Source organism: Sphingomonas sp. GW821-FHT10F11, assembly GCF_058809095.1.
Genome location: NZ_JBXASH010000008.1, coordinates 205,886 through 230,266, shown reverse-complemented (window position 1 = coordinate 230,266; position 24,381 = coordinate 205,886). Strand labels below are relative to the sequence as shown.

Genomic DNA, 24,381 nt, shown 5'->3' with positions numbered 1-24,381 from the left:
GCCGCGTGCGGCTGGTCGGCATTTCGGGGAGCCTTCGCCGGCATTCCTACAATGCCGGCCTGTTGCGGGCGGCGCGCGACGCGATGCCCGAGGGCGCCGAGTTGGCGATCCACTCGATCGCCGGCGTGCCGCTCTACAATGCCGATGTCGAGGCGGAGGGCATTCCGGCCGCCGTGACCGTGTTGAAGGATGCGGTGGCCGGGGCGGACGGGCTGCTGCTCGTCACGCCCGAATATAACAACGGCGTACCCGGCGTGTTCAAGAACGCGATCGACTGGATGTCGCGCCCCAGCTCGGACATCCAGCGCGTGTTCGGCGGCAAGCCGGTTGCGCTGATCGGCGCCTCGCCCGGCAATTTCGGCACGATCCTGTCGCAAAATGGCTGGCTGCCGACCCTGCGTACGCTTGGTGCGGAACTCTGGACCGGGCAGAAGCTGATGGTTTCGGGCGCCGGCCAGGTCTTCGACGCCGAGGGCGATCTGATCGACGATGCCGTGCGCGCAAAGCTCGCGCGGTTTCTGGCCGGGTTCGTCGCCTCCCTCTAGACCGATCGACCTTCAACGTCGCGCGTCGATTCAACCTGACGGTGGATCATGGCAGGGTGGGTTCGGACGACGCTCTCGCTGGGCGCCGTTCTGCTCTTTCTCAGCTTGAAGATGCCGGACGATCGGCGCTGGCTGTTTTTCCGGCAGAACAGCCAACATGCTGGCTGTTAGCTGGCTGTTATTCGATAACAGCCAGCATGGCCGCAAACGTTTGAAATCTGGCCGTAAATCCAGGTTCCAAATCCAACATAACAGCCAGCAAAAAAATTATCAGCCAGGAACAGCCAGGAACAGCCAGCATGGCGCCCTTTTGTTGGACCTGTCGCATGCCGCGAACAGCCGGCGGTTGAATGTCGATTTACCCTGGGACGTTGCCGCGGTAGGCCGAGGAAAAGGAGCCTGCCGCGACGTCCCCGTTATTCGTATCGCAGCGCGCGGATTGGGCTGGTGCGGGCAACGCGATAGGCATGCGCCGAGATCGTCCCGATCGCGATCACCATCGCCAGCAGCCCGGCCAGCAGGAACGGCACCGGCGTCAGCGCGATCCGCGTATCGAACCCGTTGAGCCAACTCCGCATCACCCACCAGGCGACCGGCCAGGCGATCAGGTTCGCGATCAGCACGGGCCGGCTGAACTGCCACACCAGGAGGCGCAGGATGTCGCGCGTCCGGGCGCCCAGCACCTTACGGATGCCGATCTCCTTGGTGCGTCGCTCCGCGGTGAACGACGCCAGACCGAACAACCCGAGGCACCCGATCACCACCGCCAGGATCGCGAACATACCGAACAATTGGGCGCGTGCCTCGTCCGCATTGTAAAGGTCGCGGACCACGTCATCGACGAACCTGGCGCCGAACGGGATGTCGGGAACCTGGCGCTTCCACACGGCCTCGATCTGGTCGTAGATCGCCTTGGGCGCCGCGCCCTGGAAGCGCACCGCCATGCTGTAGAAGCTGCTGGTTTGATAGAAATAGAAGATCGGCTGAAGCGGATCGCGCGCCGAGCGATAGCGGACGTCGCTGACGATGCCGATCACCGTCGCCGGCACCTGGCCATATTCGGCAAGCGTCATGCCGGTCATGATCGTCTTTCCCAGTGCCGTTTGCGGGTCGGTGAAGCCGAGCCGTCGCGCCGCCTCCTCGCTCAGGATGATGTTGACGCCGCGCTGGACCAGCGCGCGCTCCGCCTCGGGGACTGCCGGCTGCGGGGTGGTCGCATCGTCGCGGGGCTGGTTCTCGGAGAAGGTGCGGCCGGCGACCAGCCGCATGCCCATCGTCTTGAAGAAGTCGGGGTCGACGCCGTAGATGCCGAGCGCGACGGGATTGGTGCTGCCCGGCAGGTTGACGGTGGTGACTGAATTATTGCCGGGATTGACCCAGATGGTCGAGCGCGCGACCGAGGTGACGCCGGGAATGCGCCTGATCTCCTCCATCAGCGACCGCGAAACCCGTTCGACCTGGGGCCGGCCGATACTGGCGACCTGCAACAGCCCGTCGCGCTTGTAGCCGGCGTCGCTGGTCCGAGCATAGACGGTCTGGGCATAGACGATCGCGGTGCAGATGATCAGGCCGATCGACACCGCGAACTGGCCGACGACCAGGGCGTTGCGCAGCAGGCCCGATCCTTCCGCATCGGCCGCCGATTTATTGGCCTTGAGCACGCGCGCCGGCTGGAAGCGCGACAGCACCAGGGCGGGATAGACGCCGCCGGCCAGGCCGACGAGCAGGGTCAGCCCGATCACGGGCAGCATCAGCCCGTCGATCGCGAAATAGCGCAGTTCGATATCCGCCTTCAGAAAGGCGTTGAGGCCGGGCAGGGCGATTTCGACCAGGGCCAGGGCGACGAGCATCGCGATGGCGGCGAGCAGGATCGATTCGCCGATGAACTGAACGATGAGCTGCCGCCGCGTCGCGCCGAGCACCTTGCGCAGCGCTACTTCACGAGCCCGCTGCGTCGCCCGGGCCGTGGCGAGATTGGTGAAGTTCACGCATGCCATGCCGAGGATCAGCAGCGCGACGATGGCGAAGGTGATGATCGTCCCGCGATCGTTCCCCGGCCGCATCGACGCCATCTGCGCCGCGCCGAGATGGATGTCGCGGACATTGACCAGCTTCCAGTCCTGGTCGTCGCCGGCATTGCGCTTCCGTGTGCCGTCGTCCTCATCGGGAATGTTGCGCTTCTCCCAGGCGGGGAGCGCCGCGTTGATCGTGTTCACGTCGGCACCGGGCCGGAGCCGGACGAAATAATTGCCGCCCTGGCTGTTCCAGCTGGTGAGCACCGTCGGGATCTTGGCGAAGAAGGCACCCGGATCGAAGCGCGCGACCATGTTCATCGCCAGCGACGTGTTCTTCGGCACGTCGCGATAGACGCCGGTGATCCGGTAATCCGCCGTCATGTCACCGGCGGTCAACGTCACCGTCCGGCCGACGGGATTGCCCGCGCCGAACAATTTCTTCGCCTGGGTCTGGCTGAGCGTCATCGCGTGCGGATCGTCGAGCGCATGCGCCGGATCGCCATAGACGAAGGGCATTTCGAGCACGGAGAAGAGCGGCCCGTCAGTGAAGACGCCGTCCTCGATCGTCGCCGGCTGCCCGTCCTTGATGACGACCGCGTCGGTGTTCTTGACATAGATGGCGTGCTCGACCTGCGGGAAGTCCTTCTTGAGCGCGACGCCGGAGACATAGCTCGTCACCTGCAGCTTCATGTCTTCGCCGCCCTCGGGCGTGGCATGGTAGAAATCCTGCAGCTCGAAGGTGCGGTCGGCATTGGGCAGCCAGCTGTCGTAGCTGAACTCATATTTCACGAAGCCGAGGATCAGCAGACACGCGGCGATGCCCAGCGCCAGGCCGGCGATATTGATGAAGGCATAAGCGCGGTTCTTGGCGAGCGCGCGGACGCCGACGGTCAGGTAATTGCGCCACATGGCTGATCTCCGGTGTCTATGGCCGTTCAGGCCGCGCGGCGGTGCTGTTGCAGGATGCGGCCGTCGAGCATGTTGACGACCCGGCTGGCGTAGTCGGCATGCGCGGGCGAGTGCGTGACCATCACGATGGTCGATCCTTCCGCATTCAGCTGCTGCAGCATGCGCATCACTTCGTCGCCGTGATTGGTGTCGAGGTTGCCGGTCGGCTCGTCGGCCAGGATCAGCTTGGGCTCGGCAACCAGGGCGCGGGCGACGGCGACGCGCTGCTGCTGGCCACCCGAAAGCTGGCTCGGCCGGTGGCGGGCGCGGTGGGCGATGCCGACCCGGTCCATCACCGCATCGGTGCGGCGCTTGCGCTCGGCGGCGGGTACGTCGTGGTAGAGCAGGGCCAGCTCGACATTCTCGCGCACCGACAGCTCGTCGACCAGGTTGAAGCTCTGGAAGATGAAGCCGATATTCGCCTTACGCACCTCGGCAAGACGGCTTTCGCCCAGGCCGGCGACTTCCTGCCCGTTGAACACATAGGAGCCGCTGCTGGGTGAATCGAGCATGCCCATCAGGTTGAGCAGGGTCGATTTCCCGCAGCCCGACGGACCCATCACCGCAACGAACTCGCCGTCGCTGATGTCGAGGTCGATCGCGTCCAGCGCGGTCGTCTCGATCGTGTCGGTGCGGTAGGTCCGCGAAAGCGCACGCATCTCGAGCATTGTTCAGTCCTTTCCTTTGGCCGTCAGGTCGAGACGGTCCTTGTCTGCGAAACCGGTATAGGGGGAGGTGATGACCTGCTCGCCGGGGTCGAGCCCTTCGAGCACCTCGATCGAATCGGGGTTGCGCCGGCCCAGGCGAACCTGGCGCTTCACCGCGCTGCCGCCGTCGGGCGAGACCACGAACACCCAGTTGCCGCCGGTCTCGTTATAGAAGGCGCCGGCTGGGATCAGCCGGGCGGGGGCGGGGTCGCCGAGCGTCAGTTTGGCCTGCATCGTCTGGCCGCGCTGGATATTGGCCGGCTCGGTGCCGAGGAATTGCAGGTCGACCTGGAACTGGCCGTTCTGCACCTGCGGATAGATCTTGGTGACCCGGGCGGCGAAGGTCTTGCCGTTCCAGTCGACGCTCGCCTTCTGGCCGAGCTGGACCCGGCCGAGATAGAATTCGTCGACGCCGGCCATCAGCTTGTTGCGGCCCGGGCTGTCGATCTGGCCGATGCGCTCGCCGCGCTGGAGCGACTGGCCGACCTGGATCGAGAAGCCCGAAAGCTGGCCGGCGACGGGTGCGCGCAGGTTGAGCGCGTCGAGATTGGCGCGGGCGAGCTGCAGGCTCGATTGCATCGAGGCGGCGGACGCGCGCTGCTGGGCGAGCTGGCTGCCCTGCAGCCTTTCGTCGGTCGCCTGGCTGCGGCGGGTCACGTCCATGCGCTTCTGCGCGGACATATATTCGTCGCGCGTATCGTTGAACTGCTTGCCCGAGACGAAGCCGCGCGCGGCGAGCGGCTGCTCGCGTTCATACTGCCGGCGCGCCTTGGTCGCGGCGAGATCGGCATCGATCAGCGACCGCTCATTGGCGAGCCGGGTCTGGGCGAGCGCAAGCTCCTGGCTGCGCATATTGTTGATCTGCTGCTCGACCTCGGTCTGGCGGGCGAGCGTGGAGAGCTGAAGCTCGGCATTGGACAGTTCGACGATCAGCTCGCCCTTGGCCAAGCTGGCGCCGTCCTCGGCGATCACCTTCTCGACCCGGCCGCCCTCGATCGCATCGAGATAGACGGTGAGGAGCGGGGTGACGCGGGCGCGCAAGGGAATGAAGTCCTCGAACTGGCCGGTGCGGACCGGCGAGATGGTCAGCCGGTCGGTGGCGACGGTCTGCGATCCGCCGCGCGGTGCGAGAAACCAGAAGGCGAGCACGGCCACCAGCAGCACGGCGGCTCCGAGCGCGAGCTTGGTCCGGTTCGACCATTTGCGGGTCTCGACGGTACGATCCATCCCGCTGCCCGTGACCGGACGGTCTCCGCCCGGCTGGTCACCCTTCATGCGTACGACACTCATCTGCACTCCCCTGCTCGGGCCATGCTCAGCAAGCGGCGTGCCAGCCTTGGTATCTGGGAAAGTCACGGGTCAGGCCTTGTTCGAGTGTCCGGCTCCGGACAGTGACGTCCGGAACCGGACGCGAATCCCGGTCACGCGATCTGGCCGCTGACGAGCGAGGCGACGGTCACGACAGGCGCGGACGACGCGATGGTCAGGCAGGTGGTGATGGCGATCGCGGCGATGGCGCTGAGGATTTGCGGGGTGACGGTGAGTTTCATCGGTCTTCTCCTTGAGTGATGCCGGTTGGCAATGATCCGTTCAGCATGGGGCGTGCCAGATGCGGAAATCGGCGGATTTGCGGGCATTCGTCACCAGGGGGCCAATCCTGGCACGGAAATTGACTGTCCGATTTCGCACGCGGATTGTACGGGAGCGGTCAATGGGGAAAGCGGCGGAATTCGATCTCTGCGTCGTGGTGGACGACGACGAGGATATATTGACCGCCGCGCGGCTGTTGCTGCGCGGCCTGTTCAGCGAGGTGGTGACCGCGCGCGCGCCCGACGAGGCGATCACGGCGATCGCCGGCCGCTCGGCCGACGTCGTCCTGCTCGACGCCAATTTCGCACGCGGCGCGACCGATGCGGCGGAGGGGCTGGCCTGGCTCGACCGGTTGCTCGCGATCGACCCGGAGCTGGTGGTGGTGATGATCACCGCGCATGCCGGGGTGAATGTCGCGGTCGAGGCGATGAAGCGCGGCGCGACCGATTTCGTGTCCAAGCCCTGGTCTAACGAGCGGCTGCTCGCCACCGTGCGGACCGCCGCGTCACTCCGCCGCTCGCGTCGCGCGGTCGCGGTGGAGAAGGCGCGGGTGGTCGCGATCACCGATACCAAGCCCGGCACGAGCACTCCGCTGATCGGCAAGTCCCCCGCCATGGCGCGGGTCCATTCGCTGATCGCTCGCGCCGCCCCGACCGAAGCGAACGTGCTGGTGCTGGGCGAGAACGGCACCGGCAAGGAGATCGTCGCGCGCGAGTTGCACGCCAGGTCGCTTCGTGCGCGCGCGCCGATGCTGACGGTCGATCTCGGCGCGATCGCGACCGAACTGATCGATTCCGAGCTGTTCGGTCACGTGAAGGGCGCCTTCACGGACGCCCGCGCCGATCGCATCGGCCGGATTCAGGCGGCTGACGGCGGCACCCTGTTCCTCGACGAGATCGGCAATCTGCCGCTTCACCTTCAGCCCAAGCTGCTGACCGTGCTCGAACAGCGCCAGGTCACGCCGGTCGGCGCCAACCGCCCGATCCCGGTCGATATCCGCGTGATCGCCGCGACCAACATGACGCCGCAGATGCTGCGCGACGATCGGCATTTCCGGCAGGATCTGCTGTTCCGGCTCAACACCGTCGAGATCGAGCTGCCCCCCTTGCGCGACCGGCGCGAGGATGTAGCGGCCCTGGTGACCCATTTCCTCGATCACTATGCCCGCCGCTACAACCGGCCCGCGCCCGAGTTGACTGCCGGTGCGCGGGCGGCGCTTAGCGCACATGACTGGCCGGGCAATGTCCGGGCGCTGCGTCATGCGATCGAGCGTGCGGTGATCCTGGCGGGCGACGCGCCGCTCGAGGCGGAGGATTTCCCGCTTGGTGCGCCCTCGGCGCCGCGCGTCGCGCCCGAGGCAGTGGTCGCGCCGGCCGCGTCCGAGCTCAACCTGGAAAAGGTCGAACGGCGGCTGGTCGAAGAGGCGCTGAAGAAGAACGGCTACAACATCTCGATGGCGGCGACCGAACTCGGCCTGTCGCGCGCGGCGCTGTATCGGCGGATGGAGAAGCATGGGCTTTGACCGCCGCTTCACGCTGATCCTGGGCCTGTGGATCGGCGCGCTGCTCGTCGCGCTGGCCGGGTTCATCTGGTCGTTCGAGGTCGAGGGGCTGGGCGCCGCGCGGATCGTTGCCGGGCTGATCGTGCTCTCCGCGGCCGGCGGGTTGTGGAACCATGTCGACCGCACCAACCGCACCGTCGCGCGCTTCGTCGAGGCGCTGAACAGCAAGGATTTCGCCACCCGGTTCGACGGGCGCGGGGGTGCCGGCTTCAGCGAGCTGGGTGGGGCGATGGACGCGGCGATGCGCGGTCTGCAGGAGGAACGCGACCGCTCGGCGCGCGAGATGCGCTATCTCGAGGCGCTGGTCGACGACATGCCGGTGGCGCTGCTGACGATCGATGAAGCGCACGGCGTGACCACCGCCAACAAGGCGGCGCGGCGCCTGTTCAGCCGGCACCAGGGCGTCCGGCCGGAAGACTATGCCGTCTATGGCGCGACCTTCGCCTCACGGCTCGAGGTCGATGGCGAGACGCGGCAGGAGTTGCTGATCCTGCGCATGCCCGGCGGGCCGCAGCGCGCGATCGTGCGCTCGGCCTCGCTCGAACGGCTCGGCCTGCGCATCCGTGCGGTGACGGTCGAGCCGGTCCAGGGCACGCTCGACACGGTCGAGATGGCGGCGCAGACCGATCTCGTCCGCGTGCTGACTCACGAGATCTTGAACTCGCTCACGCCGGTGACCTCGCTCGCCGGGACCGCCGAGATGCTGCTCGATGCCGAGCCGCCCGACGTGCCGGACGCGCGCATCGCGGTGACGACCCTGTCGCGCCGCGCCGAAGGGTTGCGGCGCTTCATCGACAGCTATCGCGCCGTCTCGCACGCGCCGACCTTGCGCCGCCGCCCGTTCGAGGCCGGGCCCTTCGTTGCCGAACTGGCCAAGTTGTTCGCGGCGGAATGGGTCGATGTGCCGCTGACGCTTGAGGTGCAGCCGGACGTCACGCTCGATGCCGATCCCGACCTGCTGGCCCAGGTGCTGATCAACCTGTTGCGCAACGCGGCCGAGGCGGCGCATCGCGGCAGCGCCGAGCATTGGGTGCTGCTGTCGCTGTCCAATGTCGCCGGCCGTGTCTGGATCGAGGTGGAGGACAGCGGCACCGGGGTGCCGGAGAACCTGCGCCGCGACATCTTCCTGCCCTTCTTCACCACCCGGGCCGAGGGCACCGGTGTGGGGCTGAACCTCGCGCGGCAGGTTGTGGTCGCGCATGGCGGCTCGATCGATATCGGCGATGGCCGCACTGGCGGCGCGCTGTTCCGCATCATCCTCTAGGCCGGCGCCCGACCCGTGGGGATCGGATGCCGGCGGCGACGGGTGCTTGTTACTTCTTCGTGAGGTTCGGCGCGGTGAAGCTGCCGTCGACCGTGTTGCCGTCGAGGTAATTGTCGCCATAGCTTTTCATCGCCGTGTTGAACATGGCGATGCCGGTGGCGTTGTCGGTGATCGACGTATTGGCCACCCGAACGGTGGATCCCGGGCCGCTGGCAATGATGCCATAGTAGCTATTGTGCGTCACGACCGAGTCCCGCAGGAAAAGCTGCGCGGTGCCGGTGTTGATCGGGCTCGTGACCAGGATGCCCGTGCTGTCGTTCGAGAAGATGGTGTTGCTGACCGTGGCGTTGATCGACGAGCCGACAATCCCGGTCGTGTCCAGTTTCAGGCCGAAATTGATGTTGTTGGAGACGAGGCTGTTGGTGATCGTCACCTTTGCCGAGAAGCCGGCTGCCGGGTTGACCAGGATGCCGCCCGTGTTCGCGCTGCTCGCAACGCCGGACTCGGAGATCGTCACATTGTCGAGGAACAACTGGCTGCTGGCGTTGCTCGGCGAGAAACTGATGCCATAGCCGTTGCGGAAACCGCGGATCTTGGTGTTGCGGACATGAACGGCAGCCGCGTTCAGGATATAGATGCCGTTGACGCCGGCCGATCCGGTCTGGCCGAGGCCTTCGAAATCGAAGCCGCTGATATGCACGACAGCGGTGCTGCTGTTGACGATGAAGGCGTTGGTGGCAGCCACCAGGACCCCGGTCTCGACATCGTCGCAGATCAGCGAGATCGACTTGGTGATCGTCAGCGAGCCGAAGCCGCCTGGATCGAGGCAATTGATCTCGCCGCCCGCGGCGGTCTTCGCGATCGCGCCCTGGAAGGTCTTGCATGGTGCGGTGCGGCTGCATGGGTTGACGTCGTCGCCGACGCCGGAAATCCAAGTGCGCGTCGCCTGGGCTGATGCCGGCGCGGTGTAGAAAAGCAAAGTTGTGCAAAGCGCTACAAGCAGTAGCGCGAGGCGATTCCGGATCGAGTTCATGTTGTCCTCCCCCTGTCAGGCCGTAGATCGGCCGAACACCGGTCTCCACTAACCAATCCCAGGTGTGGCGACGACTCGAATCTTCTCTCCCGGGCATGCGACTTACTGTCGCTATGGCCGGGGGTTGTCGCTCGGACGGTGGCGGGCCTGGCTTGCTTGCCGGGGGGCGTCGCGGCGTGCGTCAGGCGGTGGCGCGCTTCGCCTTCCTGGCGGGGGCCGGCTTGGCGGCCGGTGTGGCGGTGGCCGACGCCGCGGCGACCTTGGCGGCAAGGGCGCGGTTGCGCCGCTTGTTGGCGGTGCGGAGCTGACCCATCGAAAATCCTGTCATGCCGGAGGCGCCGCGGTGCCGGTATTGGCAGCGGCGAATAATGTCCCCGGCATGGTCACGATCAGCGCGCCAGGACAAGCGTTATTGCGGGAAGCGTTGCCGCAAATCGCGAGCCAGCGCCGATTTCCGGAGGGCCCGGCGGAAATCCTTCGCATGGCTGACGAGATGCGCCTTGTCGAAACAGGCGACAGCGCCTCGTGCGACCGCTTCATGCGCGGTGTCGCTGCCGTCCCGCGTATGGGAGGACACGACCAGCACCGGGGCATGCGGGCTCGCGGCCAGTTCGTCGAGAAAGCTCATCCCGTCGATCCCCGGCATGGCGAGATCGAGCGTGATCACGCTGGGGTGATGCAGCCTGATCAGCGCGCGCGCCGTATCGACATCGCTGGCCGACCCGACCACCCGCCAATCCTTGTCGCCGGACAGCATCTCCTCGATGATCGCCCGCACGGTAAGCGAATCGTCGATGATCAGCACGCCGCCGGGAGCAAAGCCAGTCATTGGTTGGATATCCCGGTGTCGCGCATGGTCGCATCGACCAGCGCCCAATAGCCGCTTTCGTCACCAGGATCGTGTCGGCCTGGAAGGTCGGCCGCGCCGTTGCGCTTCCTGCCAAACCGATAATGCAGCCATAAAAGATGCAGGCGCGCCATAGTCCACTCCCGCGGGAAGGATCACGGTCATTCCCTTGCGGCATGAATAGTCCCGAGCGTCGGACAGGCGAAGTGGGGGGATATACATGCGGGAATATACATAAGACCCGCGCAACGCGCCGGTAACGGGCGTCCGTCATTTATCTGCATCGTATCGCGAAGCCGCCCGGATCAGGCCCGGATTGGGTACGTGTTTTTCCCGAGAGGATGGAACGTGCGCGAGCGATTAGGTTTATTCCGGGGAATTACACCCATCGAGATCGGCGATATCGTGGCGACAAAGGAATTGATTGTCCTGATCGTGCGAGACGGTGGGCTGCGGAGCGCGCTGATCGCGCGCCTGTCGCTCCAGGGTGAGAGCCTGGTCACGCTCGATGCCGATCCGGAAGACCCCTATGTCCATCGCGTCGCCCCCGCGCCCCGCATCCTGGTAGTCGACAAGGCGGTGCTGGGCGAACGGCTCCAGGCGGTGGTCGCCAGCAATCGCTGGCGCGGCGTCATCGCGCTCGCCGAGGATGTCGAGGAGGCCGATGCCGGAGATCCGCTGTGCATCGTCCGGCGCGGTCAGGCGCTGGCCGGCGTGAGCGAGGCGCTGGCGCGGTGGCGCGTCCCGCGCGGCGGATGAGGGTCAGGGCTGGGGGATCATTCCCGCGGCAAAGGCAATGCGCAACGCTTCAGGCAGGCTCCTGACGCCCAGCTTGGTCATCAGGTTGGCGCGATAAATCTCGACGGTGCGGGGGCTGATATCGAGATCATAGGCGATCACCTTGTTGGCGCGGCCCTCGATCAGGCCCATCAACACATCGCGCTCGCGCGGCGACAGCGCGTCGATCTTCGCCCTGGCCGTTTCGGCATGAGCAGTGGCGGCGCTGTCCTGGGCGAGGCGCGAAAAAGCCGCATCGACGGTGCGAAGCAGGGTTTCGGCCTCATAGGGCTTTTCGATGAAGTCCAGCGCCCCCGCCTTCATCGCCTGCACCGCCAATCCGACATTGCCCTCCCCGGTCAGGATCACCGAGGCGAATTTCCTCGGCTCGGTCTCCTGCAGGGCGTTGAGCACCTCGATCCCGTTCGATCCGGGCATGTGGAAATCGAGCAGCAGCACGCCGGGGTCAAGATCACCCGCGCCGGTCAGGAACAGGTCGCCGTTGCGGAAGCTGCGAACCAACAGGTCCGATTGCAGCGACAAGAGGCTGTGCAGGGATGCGCGGACGGCATCGTCATCATCGACAAGATAGATGCTACGAGTCATGGCTCGATCTCCTCCGGCGCCTGCGGTGTGAAACGGTCCATTGCCTTCACGCAGGGCGAGCCTCGTGCAACCGCGCTCGCCAGGAAATTCCCGATGAACCAGGCGGCAATGACGAAGTCATGCGAATCGCCCGGCCGGAGAGGCTGGGCTGCGCCGAATGCGCTGCAGGGCGTTTGCTTCAACCTGACTACACCTCTCTCCCGCGCGAACGTGTCAACGAACATCAATAACAGACCTGAAACAAAACGCCACAGATCGTGGTTTCGACACACGGATCGAAAAATATAACCGGAATGAAGGTTTGTTGCGGTGCATTATAGTTAGCGCTGCATTTACGATTCCTTCGCCGAGTCACCGTTAGCGCTAGTCAGAAAAATAATGTCAGGCGTGTGAAATGCGAAGTATTACTTTACGCTTCTGCGTAGGGCGAGAAAGGTAATCCCGAATGCGCCAGTATAGTGCCACCGTGGTGATGCGCAGGAAGTCGGTAATAAGCGATGAGCCGACGTCGTTTCTCGACGCGCTATCTATCCGGCGGCCTCTGTTCGATTGATTTGCATCAATGTCTTGCCACGCGATCCTAAATCCCGCGGGCACGATCCGCCATTTCGTCTCCGGCGATTCAGCGGACCGGATCATGTCGTGGCCGCAGCGACGGCACCTGCTGAACTCGAAGCCCTGGTTGCGGAGCGCCTGCGGCGCGGCGGCGTGGGTCGACAGACGGCAAAGCAGGGACATGACATTTCTCGATATGGACTTTGAGGTGGAGCGACGCGAGTTTCATCAACTCGGATGGGCCGCGGGAAAGGACGTATTCGAGATCCCAGATCTCGAAGCGCTGGCCGGTGGCGACGAGCAGCACCGAATCGCCGATCTGGCCGCGCTCGCGCATTAGCGGTCCGAGCGTCATCATGCCGTCCGGCGCCAGCACGATCTCCTCGACGAAACCGAAGGTCCGCCGCAGGCGGGTGTAATGCGCATCCTGGTTGGAACCGATGAACGCCGCGCGGCGCGTATCGAAATCCCATTGCTGCTGAGCGGCGAAGGCGCGGTCATAAACGACCAGGCACCGCGATTCCTCGTGCAGACCGACGAACATCTGGCCGCCCAGCGATCGCTGCCGGGCTGTCTCATGGAAGCCGCGCGGCAGGAGGATCTCGCCCCCGCTGGTCATTTCGCAAACCGCGCTGCCGATGAAGAGTTCGTCCATGTTGCCCGCCTCCCACTGTCGATGAGCAATATGGTTAACGACTCATCTCCGAGTCGGCGTAGCGCGTAAAACTACGATATCGTGGAATCGCGTACCGGTGATTCTGCGGTATCGGTTCGATTCGTTGCCGGCGGACGCAATTGACAGTCATTCGCAGGTCCGGTTCGGTTCGACCCAATAATCTATGGGATAATTACTGAGCCCGGTTAGTGTTGGTAGTTAATACTTACCGTGATTCTACGACATGTTTAACCATAACTTCTGTGACTAGCCATCCTGCCACCGGCGCCGACGAGTCGCGCCGGACCAGGAGGACAGTGAGATGACCCAGCAGGAACTGAATCTGGACGACACGCTGGGGGTGACGCTCTTCGGTGTCGGGGGTGCCGGCGGCAACGCCGTGGCGCGCCTGTTCCGTGAGCCTGCCCATGGCATGAAGATCTTCTGCGCGAACACCGATGTGCAGGCGCTCCGCGCCGCGCCGAGCGCAGGCCAGATCCAGCTCGGCCGCAGTCTTACCGGCGGGCTCGGCGCCGGCGCCCGGTCCGAGGTTGGCCGTGCCGCAGCGCAGGAAGCGTTGCCTGAGATCATTGCGGCGCTGGAAGGCACCTCGCTCTGCTTCGTCGCGGCCGGCTTCGGCGGCGGTACCGGCACCGGCGCCGCCCCGGTGATCGCCCGCGCCGCCCGCGAGCGCGGCATCCTGACGATCGGCATCGCGACCAAGCCCTTCGCCTTTGAAGGTCAGCGCCGGGCTCGTTCGGCGGCGGCCGGCGTCGCCGAATTCGAGAAGAGCGTCGATGCCCTGGTCGTGGTCTGCAACGAGCATCTGCTGCGCGTCGCCGGGCCGGACACCAGTTTCCGCAGCGCGTTGCAGCTCTCCGACTCGATCGTGTGCGACAGCGCGACCGATTTTGCGGGGCTGGTCGCAGGCCCGGCGCTGAAGCGGCTGACTCTCGCCGATATCCGCTCGACCCTTACATCGGGCGGCAGGGCCGTGATCGGCTATGGAGAGCGTTGCAGCGGCAGGCAGCGGGCTCTGCACGCTGCCGAATCGGCGCTGCGTAACCCCTTGCTCGAGGATGCGCCGCGCGGTGCGCAACGCCTGCTCGTCACCATCGCCGGCGGGGCGGATATCGGCCTGTTCGAGATCGAGGAAGCCGTCGATTACCTGCGCGAGAATGTCCATCCCGGGGTCGAGCTGGTCTGGGGTTCGGTAATCGACCCTGCGCTCGAGGGCCGTATGCGCATCGGCATCACCGCGGCAGGCCTGCCGCCGCGCGACTCCTGCCAGGAAGCACCGCGGCCGGTCGCGGCAGCGCCGGTCGAGCCGGTTGCGGCATCGGCACCCCCCGCAATCGAGCCCCCAAAGCCCGAGCTTGTCGCGCGGATCGAGCTCCCGGTCCGGGAAGAAAAGATCGCGGTGCCGGCCCTCGTCGCCGCATTGGCGCCCGAGCCTGCCGAGCCGATCATCATGGAGTGTCCGCGCGACCGCGACGTGCTGATCCTCAACAGCACCTACAGTCTCGATCTCGACATCGTCGCTGAAAAGCCGCTCGCCAAGGGGCCGATCCGCTCGCGCGGCAATTCGAGCCTGGTCGACCGAATCTATTTCGCGACGCGCGAGCTGAAGCGCAGCTGGCACCGCCAGCCTCGCGTCCCGTTATTGCCGGCGCCACCCGCCCGCGTGATCCGCGTCACCCGGGGCTTGCCGCAACAACTCGCCGGTTAGGCTCCTTTTACATTTCACCTCCCCGGCGAAAGGCCCTAGATTGGCTGCCAAGGGAGTAGCACCATGGGTATATTGGATTTCCTGTCGAAGCAGTTCGTCGATGTGATCGACTGGGTGGACGAGCCCGGTGTGCTCGCCATCCGCTATCCGATGCAGGATCGCGAGATCCAGACCGGCGCGCAGCTCACCGTGCGCGAAGGACAGAAGGCGTTCTTCTACAATGAAGGCCAGATCGCCGATGTCTTCCTGCCGGGGCTCCACACGCTCGAAACCGGGAACATGCCGCTCCTCACCGCGCTGAGGAACTGGGACAAGGGCTTCGCCTCGCCCTTCAAGTCCGACATCTTCTTCTTCACCTCGCGCGAGCAGGCCGGGCTGAAATGGGGCACGGCACAGCCGATCACCGTGCGCGACAGGGAATTCGGGCCGCTGCGCATCCGCGCCTTCGGCAGCTATTCCTTCCGGGTCGAGAATGTGGCCGTCTTCGCCGCCAAGCTGCTCGGCACGCTCGAGATGCTGACCGTCGCCGATGTCGAGCCGCAGCTGCGCGGCGCGATCACCACCGCTTTGGCCACCGCGCTCGGCGGCGGCGCGATCGCGTTCGTCGATCTCGCCGCCGATCAGAGCGCGATGTCGCAGCGCCTGCTCGCCGCGGTCGAGCCCGCCTTCGAGGCCTGGGGCCTGAAATGCTGCAGCTTCTTCGTCGAAAGCCTGTCGCTGCCCGAGGCCGTGCAGGAACATCTCGACAAGGCGAGCTCGATGCGGGTGGTCGGCGATGTCGATCGCTATGTCCGTTTCCAGACCGCCGAGGCGATCGATACCGCCGCGGCGCAGTCGGGTGGCGTCGCCGGGATCGGTGCGGGTGCCGCGGCCGGCATGGCGATCGGCCAGAGCATGGCGGGCGGCTTCGGCCAGGCCGGCGCGGCCCAGCCCGGCGAGGACCCCTATCAGCAGATCGAGAAGCTCCACCGCCTGATGACCGCCGGTGCGATCACCCAGACGGAGTTCGACGCGAAAAAGGCGGCATTGCTGGCCAAGATCGGCTGATCTTCGTGCTCGACGCGAATTGCCCCAATTGCGGCGCGGCCGTGCATTTTCGCTCGGCCGATCTGCCGGTGAAGGTCTGCGACTATTGCCGCAGCTCGCTGGTCCGCAATGGTGATGTGCTTCAGGCGATGGGCAAGATCGCCGAGGTGCCGGAAGATGTCAGCCCGTTGCAGCTTGGCGTGCGCGGCACGGACGGCAGGCTGGGGTTTGAGCTGATCGGCCGGGTCCGCTGGCGCTGGACCGATGGCGGCTGGAACGAATGGCTCGCCTTGTTCGACGATGGTTCGACCGCCTGGATCGGCGAGGCGATGGGTCGCTACATGCTGCTCCGTCAACTCGCCCATGCCGGCTTTCGTACCGCGGTGGTGCGCAGCCTGCGTGACGACCAGGATGTGCCGCTCGGCACCGAGGCGACGATCGACGGCATCAACTATGTCGTTACCGACGTGAAGGAGGCCAGCTGCGCCGGCGGCGACGGCGAATTGCCGTTCAGCACGCCGGCCGGGCTCACCGCGAAGAGCATCGACCTGATGGCGCCCGACGGCCACTGCGCCAGCATCCAGAAGGAGCGTGGCGAGGTGCTGGTCTATGCCGGGCGTTACGTCACGCTGCGCGACCTCAAGGCGACCGGCCTGCGCGCCTTTGACGGCTGGCCGATGCCGCGGTTCGCCGCGTGAACGACGCGCCGTCGACCGTCCGGGCGCTTAGCTGCACCCATTGCGGGGGCACGATATCGCTGCGCGCGGCGGGCTACACCGTCAGCCTGATCTGCGAGCATTGCGGCACCACGCTCGACGCGACCGATCCCGATCTGCGCATCATTGCCCAGGCAAGTGCGGCGATGCGCGTTCCGCTCATCCCGCTCGGCACGCGTGCCGAGATTCGCGGCACGACCTGGGAAGTGGTCGGCTATCTCGAGAAATCGGACGGCGGGGGCGGCTGGTCCGAATATCTGCTGTTCAACCCCTATCAGGGCTATGCCTTCCTGCTCGACGACGGGCGGCGTTTCAGCATCGGTTTCCTGCTCGATCGGCTGCCTGGGTACGACTGGGGCGAGCTTCAACTCGACGGCGAGGGCTATAAGAGGTTCGGCACGCGCTACGCGACCTGGGTGAAGTTCGTCGTCGGCGAATTCTACTGGCGCGTCGCCGAGGGCGAGAAGGTCCGGGTCAGCGACTATGTCCGCCCGGGCCGGATGATCTCCTGCGAGGAGAATGATAGCGAGCGGACCTGGACCCGGCTGTTCATGCTCGACTGGGGAGAGGCGGAAAAGGCCTTCGGAATCGAGCGCCGCCGGCGCGACTACAGCACCCCGTCGCCGCACGAGCCCTCGCCCTATCGCGACAAGATGGTCGAGGCGCTGATCCTCGGCGCGATCGCGGCCGCCACCCTGTTGCTGATCGCGCTGATGGGCGGTGGATCGACCCGCGCAGCAAGCGCCGAGATGCAGGTCGCGATCGGCGGCGCGCCCGTCACGCAAGTCGTCCATGGGATCGAGCTTCCCGGCCGCAGCACCGCCGTCCGCATCGGCGCGCAGGCTGGCCAGCTCGACAATAGCTGGATCGAGATCGACTATTCGCTGGTCAACCGTCGGACTCAGCAGAGCTTCGACGCGTCGACCGTGGCCGAACGCTATAGCGGCAATGACAGCGACGGTGCCTGGACCGAGGGTGACACCTCGCCCGACATCAAGCTGTCGAGCATTCCGCCCGGCTCTTATGATCTGGTCGTGGAGATGACCGGACATCGCTGGTCGCCCAGCGCATCCATCTACGCATCCTATAATGGCCCCGACGTGATCCCCGTCGGGATCGAGGTCGCGCGGGGCGGCATGTTCGGCGGCAATGTCCTGCTCGGGCTGATCCTGCTGCTCATCTGGCCGGCGATGGCGGCCTTCCTGCATTATAGATTCGAGACGCGGCGGCTGATGCCCATCGCCGAGGATGACGAATAATGAGCAAATCCTCGATCCTGTACGGCGTGTTCTGCCTGCTGGTCGTCGGCGGGTTCACCTATGCGACGATGAACGGTTTTTCTCCCTTCGCCCAGGGTGGCACGCGCGGGTTCGTGCGCACCGCCTATGGCCCCACCCATAAATAGCGAGAAGGGTTTCCCATGCTCACCACCGCAGTCCTCCTGGCCACCCTCGTCTACGCAGGCATGGGCCTGGTCATCTTCGTCGCCGGCTTCTGGCTGTGGGACCGGGTGACCCCGGTCGATCTGTGGGGCGAGGTGTGCAAGAACAACATCGCGATCGCGATCCTGGCGGGTTCGGTCGCGATCGCGCTGGCGATCATCATCGCGGCGGCGATTCATGGATGACGGCCCGGCCGGGGATCCTGCCCGGCCATCGCGCCTCGGTGCGGCGCTCCTGCTTTCCGCCTTCGTCGTCGCCACCTGCGGGCTGATCTACGAGCTGCTCGCCGGCACCTTGGCGAGCTATCTGCTCGGCGACAGCGTCACGCAATTCTCGATCGTCATCGGCACCTATTTGTTCGCCATGGGCATCGGTTCCTGGTGCTCACGCTATGTGAAGCGCGACGAACTCGCCGTGTTCGTCCGCGTCGAGATATTGATCGCGGCGATCGGCGGCGCCTCGGCCGCGATACTGTTCCTGCTGTTCGATCGGGTCGCCGATTTCCGCATCCCGCTCTACGGCCTGGTGCTGGTGATCGGGGCGCTGGTCGGGCTCGAAATCCCGCTGCTGATGCGGATCCTGAAGGACCGGCTCGAATTCGGCGACTTGGTGTCGAAGGTGCTGACCTTCGATTATGTCGGCGCGCTCGCCGCCTCGTTGCTGTTCCCGCTGCTGCTCGTCCCGCAGCTCGGGTTGATGCGCACGGGCTTCCTGTTCGGCCTCGCCAATGTCGCCGTCGCCATCGCGCTGATCCTCATGCTGCCGGGCAAGCGGCGCCTGCGCACGGAACTGGTCGTCGGCATTCTGGTGGCGGTCGGGCTCGCTACAGGGTTCATCGTTTCCGAAAAGCTGCAGCGCGCGGCCGAGGTCGGGGTGTACGGCGATCCGATCCTCTACGCGGCGTCGACGCCCTATCAGCGCGTCGTCATCACCAAGCGCGCGGGCGACCTGCGGCTTTATCTCAACGGCAATCTGCAATTCTCGTCGCGCGACGAATATCGCTATCACGAGGCGCTGGTGCATCCGGTGATGAGCCGGGCGCACAACCCGCGCGACATACTGGTGCTCGGCGGCGGCGATGGGCTCGCAGTGCGCGAGATCCTGAAATATCCAGGCGTCGCCTCGGTCACGCTGGTCGATCTGGATCCGGAAATGACCAGCCTGTTCCGCAACAGCGCGATGCTGTCGGCGCTCAACCATGATGCGTTCCACTCGCCCAAGGTGCATGTGATCAATGCCGATGGGTTCCGCTGGCTGCGCGAGAACCAACGGCGTTTCGATGCGGTGTTCGTCGATTTTCCCGATCCGACCAATTTCGCGATCGGCAAACTCTACACCGTCAGCTTTTATCGCGAGCTGGCCAGGGCACTCGCCCCGGGCGCAGTGGTCAGCGTGCAGAGCACCTCGCCGCTGGTCGCGCCGCGCGCCTATTGGACGGTGGCAACCACGCTCGAAGCAGCGGGCCTGATCACCCGCGGCTATCACGTCTATGTGCCGAGCTTCGGCGAATGGGGCTTCGTGCTGGCGTCGAACGAGCCGATCGGCCGGCCCGGACCACTGCCCTCGGGGCTTCGTTTCCTCACGCCGCAGACTGACGCGCTCGCCTTCACCTTCCCGCCTGACATGGCGCGCCGCTCGGTCCCGGTGAACCGGCTCGACAACCAGGCGCTGGTTCGCGAGTTCGAGGCCGAGTGGGCCGTGTACGAGGGCTGACGGCATGGCCGTGTCCCGCCGCACCGTGATCGCCGGCTCGGTCACCGCCGCAGCGGCGATCGGCGCGGGCGCTATCGCCTGGCAGGGACGGGCGAAACCCATGCCCGGCACGTTGAGCGGCGCCGACTTCGTCCGCGGCCACCGCCTGCGTGACGGCGCAACCTTCCCGGCACCCAAGCGCGGGGTGCATACCGGCATCGCCATCCTCGGCGGCGGCGTCGCCGGCCTGTCGGCGGCCTGGGCGCTGGCCGAGGCCGGCATGACCGATTTCCGCCTGCTCGAGCTGGAGGATCGCACCGGCGGCAATGCCCGCTCGGGGCGCAACGCCGTCTCGGCCTATCCGCTCGGCGCGCATTATCTACCCATCCCCAATGCCGAGGCGAGGGGCGTGGTGCAGCTGCTCGAAAAGCTCGGCATCGTCACCGGCCATCAGGACGGCAAGCCGGTGTTCGATCCCTATCAGATCGTGTCCGATCCCGACGAAAGGCTGCTCAATCTCGGCAAATGGCAGGAAGGGCTGATCCCGACGGTCGGCCTTACAGCGGCCGACCGCCACGATCTCGACGCCTTTTTCGCCGCAATGGCCGCCTATCGCGATCGCCGCGACGGACAGGGCCGCCCGGCCTTCGCACTGCCGATGGCATTCAGCGCGCGCGATCCGGACCTGCTGGCGCTCGACACGCTGAGCTTCGCTGCGTGGCTCGACCAGAAGGGCTGGCGCTCGCCGATCCTGCGCGGCCATGTCCGTTATGCCTGCCGCGACGATTACGGGACCGAGCCCGATCAGGTCTCGGCCTGGGCCGGCGTCCATTATTTCGCCGGGCGTCGCGGCGTCGCGGCCAACACCTCGGGCGATACTGTGCTGACCTGGCCCGAGGGTAATGGGCATCTCGTCGGGCGCATGGCGCAGCGGCTCAAGGCGCAGATCGATTGCGGCCGGATCGTCCACCGCGTGCGGCCGGTGGCGGCCGGGGTGGAGATCGACTGTTTCGACGTCGCGGCGGGCGAGTCGGTGCGCGTTTTCGCCCGCAGCGCGATCCTCGCCACGCCGCATTTCGTGACGCGCCGGTTGCTGCCGCCGGGCGCAATGGCGGAGGGGCAGTTCGGCTACGCGCCCTGGATCGTCGCCAATGTCACGGTCGACCGACCGCCGGCGGGCAACGGCTTCGAGCTTGCCTGGGACAATGTGTCCTGGACCAGCCGCTCGCTCGGCTATGTCGTCGCGACGCATCAATCGCTCGGCTCCGTGCCCGGGCCGACCGTGCTCAGCTGGTATCTGCCGCTGTCCGACATGCCCCCGGCCGACGCCCGCCGCGAACTGCTCGAGCGCCCGCTCGACTATTGGCAGGCCATGGTCCGCGACGATCTGCTCCAGACCAATCCGGACCTGGAGGGCGCGATCTCGCGCATCGACATCTGGCGCTGGGGCCATGCGATGATCCGCCCCGTCCCCGGCTTCTTCTGGAGCGGCGCGCGCGAGGAAGCGGCCAAACCGCGCCCGCCTCTGTTCTTCGCCCATTCGGACCTGAGCGGCCTCTCGCTGTTCGAGGAGGCGCATTATCGCGGCACGCAGGCGGCTCAGGACGCGATGGCGCATCTTGGCATTCCCTATGAAGACACGCTGATCTAGGAACGCACGTGGACTACAGCGGCACGCACCTCCTCGCCGACCTGTTCGGCTGTACCGGCCTCGACGATATCGGCCGGGTCGAAGCCGCGCTGCGGGGCGCGGTGGCCGCGAGCGGCGCGACTCTGCTCGAGCTTCGGCTGCACGGCTTCGGCGCGGGGCAGGGCGTGACGGGCTTCGCGCTGCTCGCTGAATCGCACATCTCGATCCACACCTGGCCCGAGCGCGACTATGCCGCGGCCGACATCTTCCTGTGCGGCCGCCGGCACGATCTCGACGCGGCACTGGCTGCCCTCGCCACTGGCCTTGGTGCCGGTCGCCATGCGGAACAACGCATCGCGCGCGGCTTCAGCGTCAGCGACATGGCGGCCGGATAGGCTCTATCCGACCGTCACGCGGTGCGTTCCGCCAGCCTCGTGCTGGAACGCCGTCTCGCGGTCCAGGAACAAGGCGATGATGCCCGCCGCGGTCGTCGCATGCAGGCTCGGCTTCACCGTGGTGAACACCCCGCCGCCGGCGATCGCGAAGGGCAGCAGCAGCTGGTCCGCGAGATAGGGACCGGCAAAGGCCGTGGAGTCGAGATAGCCCTGCATCCGCGCCGCCGCGCGCTTCGCGAGATGTTCGGCGGGCACGCCGAGCTTGCCGAAACCGCTGACGATTTCGGTGGCATGTTGATAGACCGCTTCGAGCACCAGGATATTGCCCGGCCCCTGCTCCTCCGGCAGCTCGCGCACCGAAAAGGCGCGCTCGGGCCAGTCGAGCTGTTTCTGCGCCATCCGGATCTCGCGATCCGCGACGTCGAAGGGCAGGCCCGCGAAGGATGCGGTCGCCGAGCAGGACAGCATCGCCCCGCGTTCGACGCACTCGACCGGCACCAGCGGTGCCGGTTCGATCTCGACCTCGATCCGCCCGCCGCCGCGCGGGTAGAAGCCATGCCGCACCAGCTTGGCGGTGACACGCGGCCCCATGCGGTTGACGATCGGCAGGAACACCCGGTCGATGAAGTCGAACGGCGGCGCGAACACGTTATGCGTGCCGCCCTCGAGCACGAGCCGAGACGGCCCGTCCGCAAGCAGCAGCGGCATCAGGACCGTCTGGAGGACAAGGTTGGTGCTGCCCGCCGTGCCGACCGCGAAATGATAGTCGCCCGCGGCAACCTTGCCGGGCCGGAACAGCATCTCGCGCGACCCCACGGCCACGCCCTCGCACTCGCCGCCGCCGATGGTGCACGCGGCCTCGATCGCGGTGACATGCTGGCGCATCAGCCCAGGCTTCTCGCGCCCGCCGCGCACATTGGTGATGCGGAAGGGCCGGCCGGTAACGAGCGACAGCGCGCACGCATTGCGCACGATCTGCCCCCCGCCTTCGCCTTCCGATCCGTCGATGATGATCATGCTTGTTACTCTTCAAAGCTCCCTCTCCCAGCGGGAGAGGGAAGGGACCCAAGCGAAGCTTGGGAAGGGTGAGGGCGATTAGGGTGTGATACCATCATCGTTTCGCACTCAACCTCACCCCGCGCTGCTACGCAGCTTGCCCCTCTCCTGGAAGGAGAGGGGTTGGTGGCGCGCCCAAAGTCACCCCTTCACGCACACCACCTGCTTCAGCGTATGGACGATCTCGACCAGGTCGGCCTGCGCCGCCATCACGGCCTCGATCGGCTTGTACGCCCGCGGGCTCTCGTCGATCACGCCTTCGTCCTTGCGGCAGGCGACGCCTGCCGTGTCGGCGATGTGATCGGCGAGCGACACCTGCTTCTTGGCCTCGGTGCGCGACATCACGCGGCCCGCGCCGTGGCTGCAGCTGTCGAACGACTCCGCATTGCCCAGGCCGCGGATGATGAACGATTTCGCGCCCATCGACCCCGGGATGATCCCCAGCACGCCCTTCGCCGCACGCACCGCCCCCTTGCGGGTGACGAGCACATTCTCGCCGAAATGATTCTCCCGCGTCACATAATTGTGATGGCAGTTGACCGCTTCCAGCTCGGCATCGAACGGCTTGGCGATGACCGTCCGGATCGCGCGGATCACATTGGTCATCATCATGCGCCGGTTGAGCGCCGCATAATCCTGCGCCCAGCCGACCGCCTCGACATAATCGTCGAAATGGTCGGTCCCTTCCGGGAAATACGCCAGATCCTGGTCGGGCAGGTTGATGTGCCACTTGCGCATGTCCTGCTTCGCCAGCTCGATGAAGAAGCTGCCGATCGCATTGCCCACGCCGCGCGACCCCGAATGGAGCATCACCCATACCCGCTGCTCGGTATCGAGGCAGACTTCGATGAAGTGGTTGCCCGTGCCGAGCGTGCCGAGATGCACGAGGTTGTTCGTGTTCCCCAGCCGCGGATATCTCGCGACGATCTGGCCGAAGCGCTCGGCGATGGTCGCCCAGGCCTCGACGATCGCCGGCGGCGGATCGCCCCAGGAGCCGGTGTCCCGCTTGGCTCGGTTCATCGACCGGCCGACCGGCACCGCGCGCTCGATCGCGGCACGCACACCCTCCAGATTGTCCGGAAGGTCGCTCGCCATCAGCGAGGTCCGCGCCGCCATCATGCCGCAGCCGATATCGACGCCGACCGCCGCCGGGATGATCGCGCCCTTGGTCGGGATGACCGAGCCAACGGTCGCGCCGATACCGACATGCACGTCGGGCATTGCCGCGACATGCTTGAACACGAACGGCATCTGCGCCGCCCGCGCGAGTTGCGCGCGCGCCTTGTCGTCGACCGGTACGCCGCGCGTCCACATCTTGATCGGCACGCCGCCCGGGACGTGCTGGTAATCGAAATTCGTCTCGGTCATCGCGACCTCCTGTCTTCTTGTTGCATGCCGCAGCCGTGGCGACGAGGTGGTGGCGAGACCGACGCTCTACCGCTGAGCTACGGGCGTAAGCCCGGCCGGATTCGAACCGGCGACCTTCGCATTAACAATGTAGTCCCGCGCGGCATTCGCCACGGCTGCGTATTCGGTGCCGGCGACGAGGTTCAGCGAGACATTTTCCTCTGAGCTACCCGGTTGCCCGGGGG

Annotated in this window: 25 protein-coding genes; 13 read left to right on the top strand and 12 right to left on the bottom strand. The window is 66.0% G+C overall.

Features of this window, described 5'->3' with window-relative positions; all coding sequences use genetic code 11:
• Positions 1 to 5: 5 nt before the first annotated feature.
• Positions 6 to 545, top strand: coding sequence for an NADPH-dependent FMN reductase (locus AC1RT8_RS20890; RefSeq protein ID WP_493078024.1), 540 nt, complete (start codon positions 6 to 8; stop codon positions 543 to 545).
• Between the two features lie 416 nt (positions 546 to 961).
• Here AC1RT8_RS20890 and AC1RT8_RS20885 read toward each other — a convergent pair whose 3' ends face one another.
• From AC1RT8_RS20885 to AC1RT8_RS20870, 4 genes are all read right to left on the bottom strand, one after another.
• On the bottom strand, positions 962 to 3,469 hold the full coding sequence (locus AC1RT8_RS20885; RefSeq protein ID WP_493078008.1) for an ABC transporter permease: 2,508 nt from the start codon (positions 3,467 to 3,469) through the stop codon (positions 962 to 964).
• 26 nt (positions 3,470 to 3,495) lie between these two features.
• Positions 3,496 to 4,176: an ABC transporter ATP-binding protein gene (locus AC1RT8_RS20880; RefSeq protein WP_493078006.1), complete on the bottom strand. Its 681-nt coding sequence runs from the start codon at positions 4,174 to 4,176 to the stop codon at positions 3,496 to 3,498.
• Positions 4,177 to 4,179: 3 nt separating this feature from the next.
• Positions 4,180 to 5,505 (bottom strand): efflux RND transporter periplasmic adaptor subunit, encoded by a 1,326-nt coding sequence (locus tag AC1RT8_RS20875; protein WP_493078005.1) that lies wholly within the window; start codon positions 5,503 to 5,505, stop codon positions 4,180 to 4,182.
• A 131-nt stretch (positions 5,506 to 5,636) separates the two neighbouring features.
• On the bottom strand, positions 5,637 to 5,765 hold the full coding sequence (locus AC1RT8_RS20870; protein ID WP_493078003.1) for a hypothetical protein: 129 nt from the start codon (positions 5,763 to 5,765) through the stop codon (positions 5,637 to 5,639).
• A 161-nt stretch (positions 5,766 to 5,926) separates the two neighbouring features.
• Here AC1RT8_RS20870 and AC1RT8_RS20865 point away from each other — a divergent pair, with 161 nt between their 5' ends.
• A complete protein-coding gene (locus AC1RT8_RS20865; RefSeq protein WP_493078001.1) occupies positions 5,927 to 7,327 on the top strand; it encodes a sigma-54-dependent transcriptional regulator in 1,401 nt (466 codons plus the stop codon).
• Complete coding sequence (locus AC1RT8_RS20860) at positions 7,317 to 8,630, top strand: sensor histidine kinase (RefSeq protein ID WP_493078000.1); 1,314 nt, start codon at positions 7,317 to 7,319, stop codon at positions 8,628 to 8,630. Before AC1RT8_RS20865 ends, AC1RT8_RS20860 begins: the two co-directional genes overlap by 11 nt.
• A 49-nt stretch (positions 8,631 to 8,679) precedes the next feature.
• Here AC1RT8_RS20860 and AC1RT8_RS20855 read toward each other — a convergent pair whose 3' ends face one another.
• The 4 genes from AC1RT8_RS20855 to AC1RT8_RS20840 form a co-directional block, all read right to left on the bottom strand.
• Entirely contained in the window at positions 8,680 to 9,609 is a 930-nt protein-coding gene (locus AC1RT8_RS20855) for a right-handed parallel beta-helix repeat-containing protein (protein ID WP_493077998.1), read from the bottom strand.
• 235 nt (positions 9,610 to 9,844) lie between these two features.
• Entirely contained in the window at positions 9,845 to 9,976 is a 132-nt protein-coding gene (locus tag AC1RT8_RS20850; RefSeq protein ID WP_493077996.1) for a hypothetical protein, read from the bottom strand.
• Between the two features lie 96 nt (positions 9,977 to 10,072).
• Positions 10,073 to 10,492 (bottom strand): response regulator, encoded by a 420-nt coding sequence (locus AC1RT8_RS20845; protein ID WP_493077994.1) that lies wholly within the window; start codon positions 10,490 to 10,492, stop codon positions 10,073 to 10,075.
• Positions 10,489 to 10,644 carry a hypothetical protein gene (locus AC1RT8_RS20840; RefSeq protein ID WP_493077992.1) on the bottom strand — a complete coding sequence of 52 codons (156 nt, stop codon included), beginning with the start codon at positions 10,642 to 10,644 and terminating at the stop codon, positions 10,489 to 10,491. The genes AC1RT8_RS20845 and AC1RT8_RS20840 overlap by 4 nt, the downstream gene beginning before the upstream one ends.
• Positions 10,645 to 10,915: 271 nt before the next feature.
• Between AC1RT8_RS20840 and AC1RT8_RS20835 the strand changes: the two genes are divergently transcribed.
• Positions 10,916 to 11,269, top strand: coding sequence for a hypothetical protein (locus AC1RT8_RS20835; RefSeq protein ID WP_493077991.1), 354 nt, complete (start codon positions 10,916 to 10,918; stop codon positions 11,267 to 11,269).
• A 3-nt stretch (positions 11,270 to 11,272) separates the two neighbouring features.
• Here AC1RT8_RS20835 and AC1RT8_RS20830 read toward each other — a convergent pair whose 3' ends face one another.
• Both AC1RT8_RS20830 and AC1RT8_RS20825 read right to left on the bottom strand, forming a co-directional pair.
• Entirely contained in the window at positions 11,273 to 11,893 is a 621-nt protein-coding gene (locus AC1RT8_RS20830; RefSeq protein ID WP_493077989.1) for a response regulator transcription factor, read from the bottom strand.
• Between the two features lie 622 nt (positions 11,894 to 12,515).
• Positions 12,516 to 13,103, bottom strand: a complete 588-nt coding sequence (locus AC1RT8_RS20825) for a division/cell wall cluster transcriptional repressor MraZ (protein WP_493077988.1) — start codon at positions 13,101 to 13,103, stop codon at positions 12,516 to 12,518.
• A 322-nt stretch (positions 13,104 to 13,425) separates the two neighbouring features.
• Between AC1RT8_RS20825 and AC1RT8_RS20820 the strand changes: the two genes are divergently transcribed.
• From AC1RT8_RS20820 to speD, 9 genes are all read left to right on the top strand, one after another.
• Positions 13,426 to 14,832, top strand: a complete 1,407-nt coding sequence (locus tag AC1RT8_RS20820) for a cell division protein FtsZ (protein WP_493077986.1) — start codon at positions 13,426 to 13,428, stop codon at positions 14,830 to 14,832.
• A gap of 63 nt (positions 14,833 to 14,895) precedes the next feature.
• Entirely contained in the window at positions 14,896 to 15,879 is a 984-nt protein-coding gene (locus AC1RT8_RS20815) for an SPFH domain-containing protein (RefSeq protein WP_493077984.1), read from the top strand.
• Positions 15,880 to 15,920: 41 nt separating this feature from the next.
• Positions 15,921 to 16,556, top strand: coding sequence for a DUF4178 domain-containing protein (locus AC1RT8_RS20810; RefSeq protein WP_493077983.1), 636 nt, complete (start codon positions 15,921 to 15,923; stop codon positions 16,554 to 16,556).
• Positions 16,553 to 17,833: a DUF4178 domain-containing protein gene (locus tag AC1RT8_RS20805; RefSeq protein WP_493077981.1), complete on the top strand. Its 1,281-nt coding sequence runs from the start codon at positions 16,553 to 16,555 to the stop codon at positions 17,831 to 17,833. The genes AC1RT8_RS20810 and AC1RT8_RS20805 overlap by 4 nt, the downstream gene beginning before the upstream one ends.
• Positions 17,833 to 17,979 carry a hypothetical protein gene (locus tag AC1RT8_RS20800; protein WP_493077979.1) on the top strand — a complete coding sequence of 49 codons (147 nt, stop codon included), beginning with the start codon at positions 17,833 to 17,835 and terminating at the stop codon, positions 17,977 to 17,979. The genes AC1RT8_RS20805 and AC1RT8_RS20800 overlap by 1 nt, the downstream gene beginning before the upstream one ends.
• 15 nt (positions 17,980 to 17,994) lie before the next feature.
• Positions 17,995 to 18,201, top strand: a complete 207-nt coding sequence (locus AC1RT8_RS20795; protein WP_493077977.1) for a DUF350 domain-containing protein — start codon at positions 17,995 to 17,997, stop codon at positions 18,199 to 18,201.
• Complete coding sequence (locus AC1RT8_RS20790; RefSeq protein ID WP_493077976.1) at positions 18,194 to 19,729, top strand: polyamine aminopropyltransferase; 1,536 nt, start codon at positions 18,194 to 18,196, stop codon at positions 19,727 to 19,729. The genes AC1RT8_RS20795 and AC1RT8_RS20790 overlap by 8 nt, the downstream gene beginning before the upstream one ends.
• 4 nt (positions 19,730 to 19,733) lie before the next feature.
• Positions 19,734 to 21,359: a flavin monoamine oxidase family protein gene (locus AC1RT8_RS20785; RefSeq protein WP_493077975.1), complete on the top strand. Its 1,626-nt coding sequence runs from the start codon at positions 19,734 to 19,736 to the stop codon at positions 21,357 to 21,359.
• Positions 21,360 to 21,367: 8 nt separating this feature from the next.
• Positions 21,368 to 21,733, top strand: a complete 366-nt coding sequence (speD, locus tag AC1RT8_RS20780; protein WP_493077973.1) for an adenosylmethionine decarboxylase — start codon at positions 21,368 to 21,370, stop codon at positions 21,731 to 21,733.
• A gap of 3 nt (positions 21,734 to 21,736) precedes the next feature.
• Here the strand turns inward: speD and rtcA are convergent, their stop codons facing one another.
• Positions 21,737 to 22,750, bottom strand: coding sequence for an RNA 3'-terminal phosphate cyclase (rtcA, locus tag AC1RT8_RS20775; RefSeq protein ID WP_493077972.1), 1,014 nt, complete (start codon positions 22,748 to 22,750; stop codon positions 21,737 to 21,739).
• A 180-nt stretch (positions 22,751 to 22,930) separates the two neighbouring features.
• Entirely contained in the window at positions 22,931 to 24,157 is a 1,227-nt protein-coding gene (locus AC1RT8_RS20770) for an RtcB family protein (RefSeq protein WP_493077970.1), read from the bottom strand.
• Positions 24,158 to 24,381 lie beyond the last annotated feature (224 nt).